The sequence below is a fragment of the Corynebacterium sp. CQ3829_602738 genome, assembly GCF_054478435.1.
In genome coordinates, this window is record NZ_CM137003.1 from 2452484 (window position 1) to 2469875 (window position 17392).

The 17392-nt window shown below is 62.6% G+C and carries 16 protein-coding genes and 1 pseudogene; 3 read left to right on the top strand and 14 right to left on the bottom strand.

Going from position 1 to position 17392, the window contains the following annotated elements; translation table 11 throughout:
- Window positions 1-97: 97 nt before the first annotated feature.
- The 4 genes from ACX1NL_RS11735 to ACX1NL_RS11750 form a co-directional block, all read right to left on the bottom strand.
- Window positions 98-1834 carry an RNA-binding domain-containing protein gene (locus tag ACX1NL_RS11735; protein ID WP_458898236.1) on the bottom strand — a complete coding sequence of 579 codons (1737 nt, stop codon included), beginning with the start codon at window positions 1832-1834 and terminating at the stop codon, window positions 98-100.
- 491 nt (window positions 1835-2325) lie between these two features.
- Window positions 2326-2583, bottom strand: a complete 258-nt coding sequence (locus ACX1NL_RS11740) for a hypothetical protein (protein WP_181889353.1) — start codon at window positions 2581-2583, stop codon at window positions 2326-2328.
- Between the two features lie 18 nt (window positions 2584-2601).
- On the bottom strand, window positions 2602-3912 hold the full coding sequence (locus tag ACX1NL_RS11745; protein ID WP_458898237.1) for an inorganic phosphate transporter: 1311 nt from the start codon (window positions 3910-3912) through the stop codon (window positions 2602-2604).
- Window positions 3913-3995: 83 nt separating this feature from the next.
- Window positions 3996-5357: an aromatic amino acid transport family protein gene (locus tag ACX1NL_RS11750; protein WP_458898238.1), complete on the bottom strand. Its 1362-nt coding sequence runs from the start codon at window positions 5355-5357 to the stop codon at window positions 3996-3998.
- 171 nt (window positions 5358-5528) lie between these two features.
- Between ACX1NL_RS11750 and ACX1NL_RS11755 the strand changes: the two genes are divergently transcribed.
- A complete protein-coding gene (locus ACX1NL_RS11755; RefSeq protein WP_458898239.1) occupies window positions 5529-7367 on the top strand; it encodes a CAP domain-containing protein in 1839 nt (612 codons plus the stop codon).
- 4 nt (window positions 7368-7371) lie between these two features.
- Here the strand turns inward: ACX1NL_RS11755 and ACX1NL_RS11760 are convergent, their stop codons facing one another.
- The 4 genes from ACX1NL_RS11760 to ACX1NL_RS11775 form a co-directional block, all read right to left on the bottom strand.
- Window positions 7372-8541, bottom strand: a complete 1170-nt coding sequence (locus ACX1NL_RS11760) for a Fic family protein (RefSeq protein ID WP_458898240.1) — start codon at window positions 8539-8541, stop codon at window positions 7372-7374.
- A 99-nt stretch (window positions 8542-8640) separates the two neighbouring features.
- Window positions 8641-8976: a helix-turn-helix transcriptional regulator gene (locus tag ACX1NL_RS11765; RefSeq protein ID WP_458898241.1), complete on the bottom strand. Its 336-nt coding sequence runs from the start codon at window positions 8974-8976 to the stop codon at window positions 8641-8643.
- 12 nt (window positions 8977-8988) lie between these two features.
- Window positions 8989-9288, bottom strand: coding sequence for a type II toxin-antitoxin system RelE/ParE family toxin (locus tag ACX1NL_RS11770; RefSeq protein WP_458898242.1), 300 nt, complete (start codon window positions 9286-9288; stop codon window positions 8989-8991).
- Between the two features lie 18 nt (window positions 9289-9306).
- Window positions 9307-10113 (bottom strand): hypothetical protein, encoded by an 807-nt coding sequence (locus ACX1NL_RS11775; RefSeq protein ID WP_458898243.1) that lies wholly within the window; start codon window positions 10111-10113, stop codon window positions 9307-9309.
- A gap of 383 nt (window positions 10114-10496) precedes the next feature.
- Between ACX1NL_RS11775 and ACX1NL_RS11780 the strand changes: the two genes are divergently transcribed.
- Window positions 10497-11090: a LysE family translocator gene (locus ACX1NL_RS11780; protein ID WP_458898935.1), complete on the top strand. Its 594-nt coding sequence runs from the start codon at window positions 10497-10499 to the stop codon at window positions 11088-11090.
- 92 nt (window positions 11091-11182) lie between these two features.
- On the opposite strand, the gene ACX1NL_RS11785 is transcribed toward ACX1NL_RS11780, so the two are convergent.
- The 4 genes from ACX1NL_RS11785 to ACX1NL_RS11800 form a co-directional block, all read right to left on the bottom strand.
- The gene (locus ACX1NL_RS11785; protein WP_458898244.1) at window positions 11183-12532 is read right to left on the bottom strand and encodes an IS256 family transposase; all 1350 of its coding nucleotides are present in this window, start codon (window positions 12530-12532) and stop codon (window positions 11183-11185) included.
- 241 nt (window positions 12533-12773) lie between these two features.
- Entirely contained in the window at window positions 12774-13394 is a 621-nt protein-coding gene (locus ACX1NL_RS11790; RefSeq protein ID WP_458898245.1) for a hypothetical protein, read from the bottom strand.
- A 343-nt stretch (window positions 13395-13737) separates the two neighbouring features.
- Window positions 13738-13962, bottom strand: coding sequence for a helix-turn-helix transcriptional regulator (locus ACX1NL_RS11795; RefSeq protein WP_034996602.1), 225 nt, complete (start codon window positions 13960-13962; stop codon window positions 13738-13740).
- 223 nt (window positions 13963-14185) lie between these two features.
- Window positions 14186-14572, bottom strand: coding sequence for a hypothetical protein (locus tag ACX1NL_RS11800; RefSeq protein ID WP_034996604.1), 387 nt, complete (start codon window positions 14570-14572; stop codon window positions 14186-14188).
- Window positions 14573-14876: 304 nt separating this feature from the next.
- Here ACX1NL_RS11800 and ACX1NL_RS11805 point away from each other — a divergent pair, with 304 nt between their 5' ends.
- Complete coding sequence (locus ACX1NL_RS11805; protein WP_458898246.1) at window positions 14877-15275, top strand: DUF4357 domain-containing protein; 399 nt, start codon at window positions 14877-14879, stop codon at window positions 15273-15275.
- Window positions 15276-15278: 3 nt separating this feature from the next.
- Here ACX1NL_RS11805 and ACX1NL_RS11810 read toward each other — a convergent pair whose 3' ends face one another.
- Complete coding sequence (locus ACX1NL_RS11810) at window positions 15279-16973, bottom strand: DUF262 domain-containing protein (protein WP_458898247.1); 1695 nt, start codon at window positions 16971-16973, stop codon at window positions 15279-15281.
- Window positions 16974-17051: 78 nt separating this feature from the next.
- Window positions 17052-17360: pseudogene (locus ACX1NL_RS11815) on the bottom strand (3'-5' exonuclease); the annotation flags it as partial.
- Window positions 17361-17392 lie beyond the last annotated feature (32 nt).

Here is a 17392-nt window from a genome sequence, read left to right on the forward strand (position 1 = left end):
ATCCGAAAGATATAGAAAAGATATAGCGGGGTGAATACGGCCAGTTTTCCACCGTTTCACCTGGTCAGAGAATTGTTCCGATATCTTTCTATATCTTTCACGCCCGGATCCAGCGGGTGCCGCGCCCACGCGGGGGACCTTCGGGGTCAATCTGTGCGCGACCGAGGCTGCGCAGGTGGCGGAGGATCCGCCCCGCCTCGGCGACACTGACACCGGTTTGATCTGCGATGTCGGCGGACCGGAGCGATTCGCCGTCGAGAAGCTTCGCTTCTATCCACTCTTGGATGCTCACCGTTGCTAGGTCGCCTGCCCGCCCGCGCCCGAGCAGCTTGCGCGCTTCGCCGCTGAGCGTCCACTCGCTGGCGTCCGCTACCGAATCGAGTAGTCCAAGCTCGACGAGCACGCCCATGAGTTCTTCCACCTCGAGGGCAGTGAGCTGCGTTTTGTGGGCTGCAGTTGTGGCGGTGATCAGGGCAGCGGAACTGAGGTGCCAAAGCACGATCAGCGTTGCGACGCTGCCAATAACCGCCTCGCCGTAGAGTTCCGACAGTTTCCTGAGCCCCTTGATAAAGGTCGTGTCGGGCTGCTGCGCGGCCAGGACCACCTGGACATGAGACTCAGTAGCAAAGACCTCCGGGACGTCTCGGCCAGTGCGGATCATCGTGGCCCACATGCGGTCGAATCCGCGGGAGCTTTCCTCCGCCAGACCGAGCGTGCGCATCGCCGCCATGAGCCGGTTGTTCCGCGGAACCGATGTGGTGGTCAACAATTTGTCCACCGTCACCCCCGGCGGCAGGGGACCAGGCGAGGTGATCTTCAGCGTGCGATAGGTCTGCTCAACCACAACCGGGCCAGACAGCCGCCAATCGCGGTGAATGAACGCGTTGGACACCACCTCATCTACAGCCTGTTCGGGGAAGCGGCTGATGGCGATCTCTTCACCGTCGTCGAACTGGACCCGTTCAATTTCCCTGTCCCCGTTTTCCGCAATCAGGCGGCGCAAGCGGGGCAACGCCAACAAAACTGGGTCCGAAATCAGCGTGGCCTTCGGGTCTTCCCCCGGGATACTGCGCCACAGGTGCCGGACTACAACGTCTGTCGGCTCGGGTTCGGCAAAGAGAATTTCTGCCGCGCGTTTGAGCTGGCCGTCATCACGCACCAGGCCAAGTTCGCGCAGCAGCCCCGTCGTTGTTTGCGGGACTGCGGCCTCGGAGCCGCGCGCCCTCCTGTGCTCGCGAAGCATCCTTCGTGCTTCTTCGACCACCGCCAATGGCAGCTCGTCTACGGAAGTGTCCGCGGGGCCGTTCGAATAATCGGGATTGCGCCGGGCTTCGTCGATCGAACGGCGCATTTCCTCAGTCATCGGCTGGCAGGAGAACTGGGCATCTGCGGTACGACGTTTCGCAGCGCCGTCACCACGGGTGTAGAGCGCCCGCGCCTCCGGCACATGGATCACCAGAAGTCTCGCTCCCCACACACGAACGGGCGCGATCTGCACATTCATGTTCGGCTTCGTGCCGTTGAAAATCTGCTGGGCGAGCTTTTCCTCGTCCATCTGCGTGCCGGTGAACGCGGCCTCGCCAGCGACCTTATCCGCGACCCCCACAACAATGTGGCCGGTCGCAGCTTCACTGTTAGCCATGCAGATGGCTTCATTCAACAGCTTCTCGACGAGCTTCGCCTTCGCCCCCTTTTCCCCCTCCCGGGAGGCAGGATCCTCCTTGAACTCCAGGATGAGCGACTCCTGCGAGTCCGCCGTCGCCCCACCATGGATCGCCTCGAGAGCATCGCGGACGTGAGGGGCAAGATCATCCCAGGCAGACTCCGTAACCATGCCGCTGATTATACATTTCCCCAGGGAATTCTTTTTGGGACCATTTTTCGACCACGAAAGATATAGGAAAGATATGGCGCGGTGGATACAGGTCAAAATCTACCGTTTCCGCTGTTCAGCGAATTGTTCCGATATCTTTTCTATATCTTTCCGCACGCGAAAACCCGGGCCCGCCCCACAAGAGGGGATCGGGCCCGGGCTGTCACGACGCTGCTTTAGGAACGCGCGTCGACGTGCGGGAGCACGGCCAGCGGTGAGAGATCCGTCAGAGACGCGATGCCACGCTCCTCGTCGCGGAACCATGCGCGGACGTTGTTGATGAAGCCCTTCATGGCTCACCTCCTTTCGTTACCAGGGGAAGGTTGTTAACCTTCCGTTCACTTCGCGGTAACTCTAGGTTCGCGCAAATAGTTTGTCAACACCAACGATTGGCGCGCGTCCACGAAAAGGGCCCTGGCACGTGCCAGGGCCCTTCGGAAACTAGGGATGAGCTAGAGGAACGGGTACGGATCCCACCCGGTGAAGTACTCGATGCGCTCGCGGGCGATAAGCAGGATCGCGGCGATAACGGCAACGAACACGATGGCCAGGAAGATCCATCCCAGCACGCGGCGGCCGCCTTGCGGAGCGGAGCCGTCGCTAGCGGGAGAGAGGAAGTGGATGCTCAGGGCGTACAGGGCCGGCAGTCCGGCGCCGAGCAGGATGCCGACGGCGACAACGGAAAAAAGCGATTTCAGCAGTTCAAGCATGCGGGTTGTCCTTTCCGGCTAGCCGCGCGGGTGGTGGTCGTGGGTGGCTGCGGTGGACCCCGGCGCGCGCAGGCCGACGGAGGTGTCCACGAAGTCTGCGGGCTCGCCAGAGTCGCGGTGGGGCAGTTCGCTTTCAGACGCCCCTCCGGTGGTCTGCGCCGGCGAGTTGGAGTCGCCGTCCCAGTCGTCGTTGACGTTGTCCTTGTGCACCGGCTTCTGCGATGCCTGCCAGAACATGTAGCCGCCGCCGATGAGGATGATCAGCGCCAGGGCGACGCCGCCCCACACGAGGTCGCCGCCGAGCTCAGCGGCCCAGTGGCCAATCCACCAGGTGATGAAGGACACCAGCGCCGCAATGGGCAGGGTGGTGATCCAAGCCAGAGCCATGCGGCCGGCCACACCCCAGCGGACTTCGCCCTTCGGGCCGGTCAGGCCGGAGCCGAGGATGGAGCCAGTTGCCACGTGGGTGGTGGACAGCGCCATACCCAAGTGCGAGGAAGTAAGGATGATGGCGGCGGAAGACGTCTCAGCGGCCATGCCCTGCGGCGGGTGGATCTCCACCAGGCCCTTGCCCAGGGTGCGGATCACGCGGAAGCCGCCGGAGTAGGTGCCGATAGCAATCGCCAGCGCACATGCCAGCTGGATCCAGAACGGCATGGGGTGGTCGGAGCCGAACTGGCCTGCCGCCACCATGGCCAGGAAGATCACGCCCATGGTCTTCTGCGCGTCGGAGGTGCCGTGCGCCAGCGCCACCAGGGAGGCGGTGCCGATCTGGCCCCAGCGGAAGTAGTTGTCGCGGTGGTCCTTTTCCGCATTGGCGGTCAGTTTGTAGACCAGCCAGGTACCGATCGCGGCGATGAGGCCAGCAACAAACGGGGCGAACAGGGCGGGGACGATGATTTTGTCCAGCACGCCCTGCCATACCACGCCGTCGAAGCCGATGGCGGCGATGGCCGCGCCGATCAGGCCGCCGAACAGCGCGTGCGAGGAAGAGGACGGGATGCCGAACAGCCAGGTAAACAAGTTCCACATGATGCCGCCGGCCAGGCCGGCGAACACCACGAGGAGAAGGCGCTCGGAGTCAACTGTGTCGTTGAGGTCGAACAGATCGAGCTTCACGATGCCGCCCGCGACCGTCTTCGCCACAGCGACGGAGAGGAAGGCACCGATCAGGTTGAGGACGCCGGCGAGCGCCACAGCCACCTTGGGCTTGAGCGCGCCGGTGGCGATGGAGGTGGCCATCGCGTTGGCAGTGTCATGGAAACCGTTAGTGAAGTCGAAGAACAAAGCGACGACAATGATTAATACGAGGAGGATTGTGATGCTCACGCGGGAGATTATGCGCCTGACTGAGAACAACCGAAACGTCCGGAAGCCAATGTTCGCGCAAAGTTCACCTGCGCGTCACCGTCCTAGCCCGCGATGATGTTGCGCACCGCCACGCCCATAATCACCAGGCCCACCACCAGCACAAAGATGGTGTCCGGGCGGCGGGCGTAGTGCTTGAACGCCGTGGCCTTGTGAAACAGCAGCGCCGGCATGATGTACACCAAAAACGCCACGAACACGCCGCCGACCACGGAGATCATGTCCAGGATCGAGGGGTTCAACACGGCGACGATCACTGCGGTGACAAACACGAAGATGTTGACTGTGAGGCGAAGCGTGGACGTCGAAAAGCGAGCTGCGAAGTTCGGCGCCACACTGCGCAACAGGTACGCGGTGCCCTCCTCCGTGCCGAGCAGGTGGCCGAAGTAGGAGGTGATGATCGCGCAGATGGCGATGATGGGGCTGATCCACGCCATAAACGGCGCGTGCGTCTCGTTGGCCAGGTACGACAGCACCGGCACGTTCTGCTCGCGCGCGGCGTCCATGCCGTCGGCGCCCAGGGCGAGCGCGCAGGACCACACGAAGAACATGGTGAAGGTGACCAGCATGATCGCGGTGACCAGCTCCACCTTGGACACCTCGCGCTCCGTGGCGGCGACGTCGCCGTCCGTCTTCTTCTGCACATCCAGCGCGAACTGGCTCAGCGCCGCCATGTGGCTGAAGGAAAACACCAGCACCGGAAGGATCAGCAACAGACCCTGCCACACCGGGTAGGAGGACTCGTAGGAACGGAAGCTGGCGAAATCCCAGCTCGGGATGAGGTAGAACGACACCGCCGCCAGCGCGATGATCAGCGGGTACACCAGCACGTTGGCCAGCCACAGGGTGAGTTTCTTGCCGAAGGCGTACGCGCCCGTCATCAGCCCCGCCGAGGCCGTGGCCAGCACCCACCGGCTCACCTCCGGTCCGCCGAGCTGGTTCACGATGAAGCTGTCCAGCGTGTTGGTGATGGAAATGGCGTAGATCAACACCGTGGGATAGATACCCAGCCAGTACACCAGCGCCGAGGCGAACCCGCGCTTACGGCCGGTCAGCGCCGTGATCACCTGCAGCACGTCCAACCCCTTCACCGGGGACGCGGAGACGATGCGCGCGTAGGTGCGGTGGGAGAAAAACACCATCGGGCCGATCAAAAGCGTGGCAATCACCAGCGGCCAAAACCCGAAACTGCCTGCGTTGATGGGCAGGAACAGAATGCCAGCGCCCACGCCGGTGCCGAACAGCGTGATCACCCAGCGCATGAACGAACCGTCGGGTTCGTCGCCCTCGCGCTGCTCCTTGATCTGCTCGATGTCCGCGTCCGAGAGGTTCTCGCGGTCGAACTCTTGGCGCGAGAGCTCGAGGTGCTCGTCGCTGTGTTGCTCAGGTAGCTGGGCGTTAGTCATGGTGATCTAGATTACTCGCGGTGCCTTTGGGGCCGGTCTTTTGCATTCGCCTATCGACGGGCCTCCGGTTAGTGCCCACCCCCACCGAACATCCAGTTGTTTGCCAGGTTGTGGTGATCTAGATTTTTAAAACGTCACCGTTTGACCTGTGCCCCGAAGGATCGCACCACCATGTCCCGTTCCCGCATCGCAACCGCCACACTGGCCTGCGCGCTCGCCGTCAGCACTGTTCACGTCCCCGTCGCTGAGGCGCAGTCGTCAGGAGGTTCTACCACCACCGTCGACCAGCAAGGCTTCGACGCGGCCACCGCGAAGTGGCAGCAGCGTTACGACGACGCATCCGCCTCCCTCCAACAAGCCAAGGACGACGCCAAATCGGCGCAGGCGCAACGCGACTCCGCGAACGCCGCCGTACGCGACGCCAACGCAGAGGTGGAGGCCGCGGAGGCTGCGCTGAAGAAGGCCGAGAAGGACCTCGCACGGGCAGATGTGGAGAAGCGGAAGGCAGAGCTGGACGCCGCCGCGGAGGTGCTGAAGGAGGCGGAGCGGGAGCTCGTCGCAAAGCAAGAGCAGCTCGCTGCGGCGGAGGAAGACACTGCCGCCTTCGCCGAGGACGTCACCTTTGCGGAGGAAACGGCCGCCGCGGCAAACGAAGCTGCAACCGACGCCGCGGCCGAGAAGGCCGACATGCAGCAGACCGCGGACTCCGCGCAGGCCAAACTCGCCGACGCCCAGGCCCGCGAGGCCGCCGGCGCCGACTACACCCAAGAGGACTGGGAGCGCCTGGTCGCGGACGCGATCGTGGAGATCACCAACGAGTACCGCCAGCGCCACGGCATGCACCCGCTGGTCAGCCACGACGTGTTCAACGACAACGCCCGCGACTGGAGCGGCGTGATGTCCGCCGACATGCAGCGCGGCGGCAACGACTACTTCCGCCACGCCGAGTTCGAGGCTTACGGGCACAGCGGGGAAAACATCGCGTACAACTGGCTCGGCTGGCCAGATGTCTCCCCGGCTACCGCGGACCGCACGCAGTGGGCCGAGCTTCCCGAGGCGCTGTTTACCCAGTGGCGCAACTCCACCTCGGGGCACAACGAAGGCATGTTGGATTCGAGTCAGACCGGCATCGGCGTCGGTGTGCGGGTCGCGCCCAACGGCCAAGCGTTTGCCACAATGCAGTTCTACCGGCTGTCCTACCCGACCACGTCCTACACGTTCGGCCCGGACGGCGGCTCGCAAAAGGCTAACGCGAGTGGGGTGCCGTACTACGTCTCCACCGGAGCACGCGAGACGCTGCGCACCCCCGAGCTCACGGTGGACCTGGGCGATCGCAGGCAAGCCAACCCGAGCTACGACGGCCTGAAGCGCGACGAGATCCGCGCCATCCCGGCCCGCACGACCAGCAGGCTCGGCGTGGCGGTCTCGCACGACTACGCCGCCGAGCTTTCCGCCGATGAGGCCGAACTTTCCGCCGCGCAGACGGATCTCGCCGCCGCCCAGGAGCACGACGCCGCCGCACAGGAGGCGTTGGCGCAGGCCGCGGGCGCGCTGGAGGACGCTGAGAGGCGGTTGCGGAGTGCCGTCGATTGGCAACAGCGCCTGGAAGGCGAGCGGGATGAACTCGCGCGCGCCGAGGCTGAGGCCACGGATGCGAAGGATGCCGCAAAGGCCGAGCTCGCGCGGGCGCAGGCCGCGGACCAGGACGCGCTGGCGGCAGCGGTGGAGTCCGCCCGGGAGCGCCTCGCCGAGGCGGAGCAGGGTGTCGAGGACGCGTACGAGCTTTCCGCCGCCGAGCAGATGACCCTCGACGAGGCCGAGGACGACGTCGCCGAAGCCGAAGCTGAGCTTGCGCAGGTCAACGCGCAGCGCCCGACGCTGGCGCAGTACACCACCACCGAAACGAACACGGCGGCGGTGGTGCTGGGTGTGCTGGCCGCACTGGCGGTCGTGGGCATCGGCGTGGTGGCGCTGGCGCCACGCCTCGGCATCGAGCTGCCCTGGCAGTAGCGGCTCAGCCGCGGCGGCCGGCGGCGTCGGCGAACTCGTCGAGCAACGCGAGCACGTCGGGAGAGCGCCACCCGCGTTGACGCTTGTCCAGCTGCGCGGAGATGACGATGCCGTCAACCTCCAGCCGCTCCAGGGCGTTGCGGGCCGTCTCCGCTGACACGCCGAACTCGGCGGACACCGCCGCCGTGGTCAACACAGGCCGCTGCAGCAGCAGTTCGAGCACGCGCCACGCCAGCGCATCGGCGCGGGCGGTGAGCTGCTCGTTCCACTCTTCACGCAGGGCGACTAGCTCCGCCGCCAGCCAGGATCCACGCTCGGCGGCATCGATGGCGGCGCGGGCGAACAGCTGCACGATCCGATCCACATCGCCGCCGCGGTAGGCGTCGAGCGCGGCGAAGTACCCCGCTGTGTCGGTGAGGAGGCCGGCGGACAGGGGGAGGGCGGAGCTCGTCGTCAGGCTGCGCTCCCGCAACACCACATGCACAAGCGCACGCCCCGTGCGGCCGTTGCCGTCGGCGAACGGGTGAATCGTTTCAAACTGCACGTGCGCGACCGCCGCCTGGGCGAGCGCCGGGAGGTCATCGCGCGCCATGAACTCGCCGAGATCCGCCATCAGCTCCCCAAGATGGCGCTGGTGGGGCGGCACGAACATCGCCCCGGCGGGGGAGTAGTCGCTGCCGCCGATCCACACCTGGGCATTTCGCAGCACGCCCGCGATCTCGGGAGCGGAATCCGTCAGTAGGATCCGGTGCATCTCCACGATGCCGTCCACGCTCGCACGCGCCCGCTCCACGGCGGCCTCCATCTGGCGAGTGTTCGCCGCAATCAGCGCCGCATTTCCCCGCCCGCGGCCAGTGACCTCCGCCTCCAGCACCTTGCGAGCCGACGACGTGAGCTGCTCAATACGGCTAGACGCGGCCGACTCACTGCGAAGCAACAGCGGGGTGAAGGGGACCACGCGGTGCGCGTCCGTCGTATCGAACCGCACGGCCGCGACCGTCGCCCGTTCCACCAGTGCACGAGTTTCGTCGGTGAGCGTGAGCTGCTGGCTCGCAATCTTCGGGACCGCCGCAGCCTCGTACTCGCGCGGCATCCTCTTCGCCGCCCGCCGCGGGTACGAATCGGGCGCAGGCGACCACGGGAGCGTCTCAGTTTCCACCCGCGGCCAGTTCATATGAGGGAGACTACCAAACTTAGGCGGTTATCTTTGGCGGTTGCCCGCGAACACCAAACTTATCGACGGCTAAAGCGGCGCCCGATCAGTCAGCCCTGGCTACTGTGCTTTGCGCAGGTCAGCCAGCTCGCGGTGGCGAGCCCTTTCTCTCACAGCGGCAAGGCTCGCCTGAGTTTTCTCGTCGTGGGATTGTCTCCACGCAAGAAATGTGTCCTGCAGATTGAGCCACAGCTCTGCCGAGGTACCAAGTGCTGCCCCGACCAGCTCGGCGGATTCCCGCGTAAGCTCCCGCTCGCCCGAGATGAGCTCTTCAACAAAGCGCGTCGGCCGTCCCATGATCGCGGCGAAATCTGCTTCGCTCCAACCACGTTCTTCCAGTTCCTCCGCGAGGAAATCTCCTACTGGGAACGCTTCTGCCAAGGGTTGAGTAGCCATTGTTCACCTCCGTCAGTGGTAGTCGACCATTTCAATAACAACTGCGATGCGTCCATCTTCGCTAGTTTCAAATCGAATAACAAGGCGATATTGCTTATTCAGCCGTATTGATGAAGTCCCTAAACGGTCTCCCCGTAGCTGCTCCAAGTGCAATGACTTCATTCTCCGCAAATCTCGTTCATCGTGAGCAGTTTGGAGAATCTGAATTTTACGCCGGTAGGACCGCGTAAGTTCAGGGCTCCACCGCTTTGAACGAAAATCGGGGTCTTCTGCCAGGCGCTGCAGATTCTTGTCCTCGTATCGGACCTTCATGCGCGTACGTGCCCGCCCCTACGCCGGCCGCACGCGCGCCCGCTCTAGCCGGTGCGCCTGCACAACCTTCTCCACGGCGTACACGATCTCCCGCAGCGCGCCGAACCCGGAACGCTTCGTGGACAGATCCACCGTCACTTGCACGCTGCCGACCCACATCTCCAGCACCACGTCCGGCTCCGCCTTGTTGGGTCCGAACAGCGGCAGCGGAAAGTAGATGGTGCTGGGCTCGGGCACGATCTCGACGCCGCGAACTTCTTCGCACTCGAAATCCATGCGCATGCCCGCAAGACCTGCGCGCTTCGGGCCTCCAAGTGTCGGAAGCGTCACTTCACTAATTTCGACCCGCATTGCATGGGCTACTGCGCCCAGACGCACCGGCTGGGGCAGAGCCCACGAGATGCTGGTGCACAGCACCGGCATAAATTCCATGATCCCCTGTTCAGCCTGCTCACGTGCCGTGACAGCAAGCGAGTAGATAGCAGCGAACCTCGGCTCAAGCGACATCGCGTCCCTACATATCTCCGCGAGCATCCCCGCAGCACGCGCCGCCCTGTTCGCCGTCATCGCGTCGCGCAGCATCATCAACGGAACGCCCGCCATCACGGTGTAGCTGACCAGCTCTTCGGCGCGCTCACCAGTGACCGGCTGCCTATCATCCACAGGCCGCCACTGCTTCGCCGTGCGGTTCACCGCATCCACGACTTCCTGCCCGAGCGCCCGCGCAGTCGCGTTCAGCTCGCGCCCCGGATTCTCAACAATTACCCGGCCCCCAACGTGCGTTCCCGCCGCCTTGGCCCCAATTTTCCAAGTTTTCATCCCCATGCCCGGCAGCCTACGGGGTAGCCTGCGCGAGCACAGCCCCTCACGTGCTCATTTCAGTGGACATTTGCCTATCGACGCCCCAAAGGTTTCCAACGCCCAACAGTTGGTGCGCACCCAGTTGTCCGCAATGCGGAGTCCGCAAAGCGCTTAAGACAGATCCTGGGGAGAAAGCGGAAGCCCTCGGGCAGGTGGCGGATTTCTATAAAAGAGTTGTTATACGAGCTACCTAAATCACAGAACTTATCTGTTTCGCTGCAGGTGAGAGCGCCGTTATAGTGTCATGCGCAAATCCAATAGCAGGGAGGTGTTAGGTGGCTATTAGCGCCCTAGTGACCCTTATGGGCGTGTGGTTCGCGGCGATTGCCTCGCCGGGTCCAGACGTAATGCAAATCATTCGGTTAGGTGCGCACTCTACGCGCGCAGCCGTATGGGCGGCGCTGGGTAGTACCACCGGCCTTACCATCTGGACCGTGGCCTCCTTGGCGGGGCTGTCTGCATTGATTACTGCGCACCCTGGCGTCCTCGTGGCACTGCAGGTTGTCGGTGGCTGTTACCTGCTGTGGATGGCCTATACCGCAATTACCGATGGCATCAAGGAGCGCCGCGCGCCCGCAACTGTAGTGGGTACCGAAACCCGCGCCCCGCAGCCGCGCGGGTTTACACCGGACGGCATCATCAAGGCGGCCACCGCTTTTCGCATGGGGTTTATCTGCGATCTTTCGAACCCCAAGGTGGTCATTTTCTTCGGCGCCATCTTTGCCAATTTCATCGATCCCGGCATGGGCATCGGTGCCAATCTCATGGTGGGTGCCGTGTTGATTCTGGAAAGCCTCGTGCTCTTTGTGGGTGTGGCTTTGGCTACCCGCGCGGTTGCGAAGTGGATGGCTAAGAACTCCGCCTGGGTGGATATTTTCAGCGGTGTGGTCTTCCTTCTGCTGGGTGCGATTATCCTTTTTGAGGGCTTACGTTCTCTTTGAGGGCTTTTCCTTTCAACAAGGTTCGCACAGCAACGCGAGAACGTCGGGGGAGCGCTAGAGAGTGTCCGATTTTTTGTGTGCGGGGGTTTGGTTTACAAGTAGTCCGCGAATCGGTCGGGGTAAGCCACGGCTAGTTGGTTGATGGCTTGTTTCCACCCGGTGGCTTTCGCTCCTTCAATATAGCCGTTGCATTCAACGTCGCGCTTTGCTTTCTTCGCTCGCTGCGCAGCGCGCTTGTCTTCGATGTTGCAGATCATCAGCCACAGCGTCTTCAGCGCCGCGGTATCGTTCGGGAACTGGCCCCTGTTGCGGGTAGCTTTACGCAGTTCAGCGTTGAGCGATTCGATTGAATTGGTGGTGTAGAGCACCCGGCGTGCCGCTGGCGGGAACTGTAGAAACGGCACGAACCGCTCCCAGGCGTCGCGCCAGACTTTGACCGACTGCGGGTATTTCCGGCCGAGTTCACTGGCCTCGAACGCATCCAAGCTGGCTCGGGCGGTGTCCTCGTTGGTGGCCGTGTAGACCTCACGCAGCGCCCGGGAGACAGATTTGCGGTCCTGGTAGGACACCCACCGGTTCGCAGCCCGAATCAGGTGCACAATGCAGGTCTGCACCATCGAATTCGGCCAGGTTGCCTCGACAGCTTCCGGCAAGCCTTTGAGTCCGTCGCAGCACACGATGAACACGTCCTGGACACCGCGGTTGGCCAGATCCGCGCACACCGATGCCCAGAATGCAGCGCCTTCGTTTTCCGCGATCCACAATCCCAGGATGTGCTTGATGCCGTCCATGTCGACACCAACCGCCATGTAGCAAGCCTTGTTGACCACGCGGTGGCCGTCACGGATTTTCACGCGCAGCGCGTCGAGGAAGATCACCGGGTAAAACTCGTCGAGCTGACGGTTCTGCCAGATCATGACCTCTTCCAAGACCGCATCGGTAATGGTGCTGATCGTATCCGGGCTCATATCCACCCCGAGCGTGGTTGCCAGATGGTGCTGAATATCACGCACGGTCATCCCGCCGGCGTACAGCGAGACGATCATGTCATCGAGCTCAGTCAGTCGGCGTGCACCCTTGGGCACCATCTTCGGTGCAAACGTGCCGGCACGATCCCTGGGCACGGTCACTTCTACCGCGCCGTAGCCAGAATTGACGGTCTTGGTGTACGACCCGTTGCGGTGATTGCTGCCCTGCGCGGTATCCACCTGGGCTTTGGCCTTGCGGTCGGAATGGCTATAGCCCAAGTGCGCATCCATCTCCGCCTGCAGACCAGCGTTGATCGATGCCTGCAGCAGGCCTTTGACCAGCTCGCTTGCATCATCAGCGGAGGTCGACAGCTCGCTGATCAAGCTGGCGAGCTCAGGATTTTCCATCAGCTTCTCGCTGATCTCGTTGACCCTCGCCGGGTCATGGTTTTTCTTCGGTGACACCGTAGTCATTATCGGTGAAACTCCTTCTAGATCAGAGCCTCACACACAAACTTCCTGACACCCTCGAGCGCTATCCACGCTGGTGTTTATCCAACTGCGCGGAGATGACGAGGCCGTCGTCTTCCGGCCTGCCCAGAGCATTTCAGGCACTGCATACGAGGGCGACTACCAAACTTATGCCGTTATCTTCGGTGGTTGCTCACGAACGCCAACCTTATCGACGGCTAAAGCGGTGCCCGGCTCAGACCCCCTACGCCGGTTGCGACCCCCAGCCCGCCAGCCGGTGCGCCCCCACAACCTCCTCCACGGCGTACACCATGTCCCGAAGGGCACCGTATCCCGCGAGCTTCGCCTCCAAGTCCACGATCACTTGCAGGCCATCGACCCACATCTCCATAACCACGCGCGGTTCCGCCGTGCCCGGCGCAAACAGCGGCAACGGGAAGTACGCCGAGCCGGAGTCTTTACCGATTTCGCTGCCATCGACCTCGCTGCATTTGTAGTTCAGGTCTATCTCCGCCAAGCCGTCACCAGCCAATTCATCATCGGGTTCCGGGAACTCAACCTCCCGGATTTCCACCTGCATCGCGCGATCCGCTTCGCCCGCGTGGGAGAGAGGTTTGGGCAGCACGCTGGAGATGGTGTCGCAAAACGGCCCCATCATGTCCAGACGGCCGGCGTCGGCGCATTCCCGGGCGGAGATCGCTAGCCCGTATACGCCTGCAAACCGCGGTTCCTGCGCGAGTGCCTCCCCGCTGATCTCCACCATCAGCCTGGCCGCCGAACCCGCTGATTCGACGGTTGTCGCTTGCCGCATCAGCAGCAGCGGCAAGCCAGCCATCAAGACGATGCCTGCGAGGTTCTCAGCCACCTCACCTACTTCCGGCTGCTTCATACTGACCCGCCGACACTTTCTGGCTGCCCGATTCAGTCCGGCAACAACCGCTTGCCCAAGCTCCCGCCCAGAAGCGTCAATCTCACCGAAACGGTTCGCAACAATTACCCGGCCCCCAACGTGCGTTCCCGCCGCCTTGGCCCCAATTTTCCAAGTTTTCATCCCCATGCCCGGCAGCCTACGTCGCACCCCGCGCGAGCACAGCCCCTGAGTTGCTCATTTCAGTGGACATCTGCCTATCGACGAACCAAAGGTTGCCCCCAGAAACAGTTGGTGCGCACCCAATTGTCCGCAATGCGGAGTCCGCAAGGGGCGACGCTCAAAATCGCCCCAGCTCGTCAGCTCTATGCACGACGGGTTCAAGGTCGTACCCGAGCACGGCAAGAACGTCGATCACCTTGCCAATCTCGGCCGTCGGCTTACCGTGCTCGAGCTCCCGAAGGAACCGGTCCGACACGTCGGCAAGCTCGGCGACCTCCAGTTGGGTCAGCCTCCGCTCCTTACGCTGGGCGCGCACAAAGCTGCCGAGTGCCTCTATGTCCACGTGTCACGTCTCCTCGCTGACCGTATTCTGTTACGGAACGTTCGCACCGAATCTGTTCCTATAGGCCGTGAGGTTAGCGCAAAACAGCGCATTTCGGTGCGTTCGCTCCGACTTGGAGGCACGCGCCCTCGATTTCAGATCGGCACGCTCGTTCCGCCGAGGGCAAGCTGGCAGGGTGGTCTCGGCCGCATACACGCAGCGATCTGCCTATCTACGCACCGGCTTAGCCCAGCGGCGCGTAGCCAAAGTCACCGCGCTGCACCTGACTGCGGGCATTCGGGTCGAAAGTTGCGCACAGGGCTGCCGCCACGTAGCGCACACCGCCTGCCGGCGAAGAGGAGCCAACGCGCTCGGCGCAGTTCTCCAGGGCTGGCAGGCCGATACTCTCCCCGGGCGAAGTCATGGAGAAGAAGGACGCGGCCATCATGGTGTTGCCATCGGCGCGCACGTATTCCGAAGAGCCCTTAATAGCTTGCCAAGCAATCGCCCCGACGGGATCGGTGCGGAACTGGTCCCGCTCAGTTGGGGTCAGCTCGGCGTTAGCAGCAGGCGCGGACAGTGTTGTGATGAGTAGTGCTGCTGTTGCAGCAAGGAGAGGAAACTTTTTCATAGGAACACTCTATCTCCCGCGCCACAGTTTTCCTCGGCATTGCCGACCCCGGCTTAACTGATGGCGCTGCGCAACTGTCGAATCTCGGCAGGCCCCACACGGCGCAATGCAGAGTCCGCACGGGATGACGCATCGACGACCTCCTCCACCTCAAGCTGAGTCAGGATTACGCTCAACCCAAGCGGAGCTGGACGAGTTTATCGAAAACACCAACCTCGTCATCAGCGCTCTGGGTATTTCCGCGTTCCAGCCGAAAGCAACTTCATCGAAGGCTCGCACCTCGACCAACACGGCTGCAGCCCCGGTGCGCCCAAGCGACGACAAAGAACCGATCTTCGAGCTCACCGTTCTCAGCCAAGGCGTTCAGGGCCTGGGCCAGCGCACCGCTTCCGGTTTCCTCGTCCTGGAGGGATCCACGTTGCGCCCAGAGCTGCGTCCCAGCGCCCCGCGAGGGGTCCACGCCACCCGGGAACGCTACGCGGACCAGATCCAAGACAACACGCTGGCCACAGACTTGGAGTTCACCAGCCCGTCCGCCGCAGCGGCGTTTCTGGTGGGCGGTGCAGCAAATGGCAGAACAATGTGGCACCTGCAGAATGAACCAACTACCACGTTGGCGGCTTGGGAAGACCGCGAGGGCGACGAAGCCGACCAGCAGGCAGCGCCAATCAGCCCGCTCACCCCACCGACCGAAACACCCTAAGCCTTAGGACAAATCCCACTCCCGCGCCAGAGTCCCCACCAGATATCTCTGACGGTCAGCGATAACTTCAGGTGTCCACACGGGCTCCTTCAGCACTTGCGTAGTGAGGGCGAACACTGCCACACCCTGGTCAGAAGTGAAGTACTTATCCTTCTTTACGGCGAAGTCGTAGTTTTGCGCGCGTGAATTGGAACGGCGGTTAAGCAGCAACAGGTTGCCCAGGCGGTGCGTCCACTGCTCCGCCTCTTCCTCAGTGAAGTCCCGCGTCCATTGACTCTCCAGCGGCGGGTGCTGGGGGAGCACATGTTCGACAGTAATAGTGCGGTGGTCGTACGAGGCGCCCGGGTCCTGAGCGAGCACCGAGTCGAGGCGCAGCAAGACGTACTTACGCACGCGGGTTGCCAGGTAGAGCTCACCGTTGATGCGATCGAGCGTCTCCTTCCGCTCGGCGTCCGAAAGCTCGAAAGCGCCGGCCTGTAAGCCATCTCCGTCGGCCAGCTGTTTGAGCAACTCCATGTAGCGCTGCTGGCGTGGGGTTGCATAGACCCGCCGCAGCAGCATGCTTGCCGCCAGCCGTTCAAGCTTGGCCATGAATTGCACCAAGAATTCCACGTCTTCGCCATGCTCTTTGAGTGCCCACAAGGCTGGCGGCCGCCAGTCGTCGTTATCAAGCTGATCCAGCCGTTTCAGCCAATTGTTCAATTCCCTCCACCGTGGATCATCACCGTGGAAGTCCTGCGCGAGCATTCGGATGTCGGCCTTCGCGTACGGCTCAAGCACCTCGCGGATGAAGCCCGTTCCGTTATCGGGCAAGTACGCGTTGAGCACCTGCTCGGGGAATTCTTGCAGCAACCCCTTCACGGCACGAGTGTGGGACTTGATGGCGCGGATGTACAAGAAAAGGTCGCCGAACTCCTTACGCCCGAGCTCCTCCTCGAGGTTCTCCCACACCTCAGCGTGCCGCTGCTTTTCATGTTCTGCAATCGATCCCACCACCTGGGATTTGAAAATGTCCTGGGGAGAAAGCGGAAGCCCTCGGGCATTCATCACAGAAAAAATGCGGTACGCACTGTTGAGGTCCGGCGTTGACACCGTCACAAGGTACGCGCGACCGGCGATGAGCTTGAAAAGTTCTCTCAGCTGATCCTGATCCCATTCCACGAGCTCCTCGTACAACGCTTTTGCGTTGTTGCGGATTCTCTTTTGAGAGTCGGTCTCCGGGACGTTGTCGCTAAGTCCGATCAGGGTCTGGATGGCACCGGGCGTTTGCACATGCGTGTGGAAGAAATGCGTGTCACGAGGGCGGATGCGCAGTCGCGGCTTCGCCGGGACGTTGTCCCATTCCAACGCCTCGGTCTCAAGAAGCTGGTGGATTGAGCGCCGCAAGCTTTCGCTTTCAACGAGATCCCGCAACAACGCCAGGAGGATTGTCAATGTGGTGAGGCGTTGTTGCCCGTCAATCACCTCAGAGCGCGGATCCCCTGGGGCTTTGACCAACACAATCGAGCCGAGAAAATATGGCTCCTCCGTGTCACGCTCCAATGCACCGGCCAAATCGGATAACAGTTGGAGAGACTCCCCAGCTCCCCAGGCGTATGGGCGCTGATACTCCGGAATCTCGAATTCGTAATCGCCGGAATGAAACAGCTTGCCTACGCTAATTTCTTTCGCTTCGATCCGGTTGAGTTCGCCCGCCACGCTACCGCTCCTATGCAATCCATCCAGGCTCTGTACGCCATCCGGCTACCTATCGGTGCATTCTATTAGGGACCGACCTCACCCCTCCGGCAGCAGCTCCGAACGCTTGCCGACCGTCGTGATCACCAACGCGTCGCGGGCAAGCGACGCCGCAACGTAGAGTAGCGAACGTTCCTGCTGCAGGGAGGCGCGGGCGTCTTGCTCGGAGAGGTTCTTCAACCGGAAACGCAGCGGCATGAACTCCTTGCCCACGCCCATGAGGATCACGTGGGTAAATTCCATGCCTTTCGCACCGTGCATCGTCATCACGCTGACCTGCTCGTGGGAGGCCAGTTCCGCGTTTTTGGTCTGGACGGCGTCGATGCCGCCGTCGGCAAGCCCGGCCACCACGCGGGAGAGCTGCCCGCGGGTGCGGTGTT

Coding starts and splice junctions, on each gene's coding strand:
- ACX1NL_RS11735 (WP_458898236.1), bottom strand. CDS start 1,834: ATGGTTACGGAGTCTGCCTGGGATGATCTTGCCCCTCACGTCCGCGAT.
- ACX1NL_RS11780 (WP_458898935.1), top strand. CDS start 10,497: ATGCAAATCATTCGGTTAGGTGCGCACTCTACGCGCGCAGCCGTATGG.
- ACX1NL_RS11775 (WP_458898243.1), bottom strand. CDS start 10,113: ATGGGGATGAAAACTTGGAAAATTGGGGCCAAGGCGGCGGGAACGCAC.
- ACX1NL_RS11740 (WP_181889353.1), bottom strand. CDS start 2,583: ATGCTTGAACTGCTGAAATCGCTTTTTTCCGTTGTCGCCGTCGGCATC.
- ACX1NL_RS11755 (WP_458898239.1), top strand. CDS start 5,529: ATGTCCCGTTCCCGCATCGCAACCGCCACACTGGCCTGCGCGCTCGCC.
- ACX1NL_RS11785 (WP_458898244.1), bottom strand. CDS start 12,532: ATGACTACGGTGTCACCGAAGAAAAACCATGACCCGGCGAGGGTCAAC.
- ACX1NL_RS11750 (WP_458898238.1), bottom strand. CDS start 5,357: ATGACTAACGCCCAGCTACCTGAGCAACACAGCGACGAGCACCTCGAG.
- ACX1NL_RS11800 (WP_034996604.1), bottom strand. CDS start 14,572: ATGAAAAAGTTTCCTCTCCTTGCTGCAACAGCAGCACTACTCATCACA.
- ACX1NL_RS11770 (WP_458898242.1), bottom strand. CDS start 9,288: ATGAAGGTCCGATACGAGGACAAGAATCTGCAGCGCCTGGCAGAAGAC.
- ACX1NL_RS11765 (WP_458898241.1), bottom strand. CDS start 8,976: ATGGCTACTCAACCCTTGGCAGAAGCGTTCCCAGTAGGAGATTTCCTC.
- ACX1NL_RS11760 (WP_458898240.1), bottom strand. CDS start 8,541: ATGAACTGGCCGCGGGTGGAAACTGAGACGCTCCCGTGGTCGCCTGCG.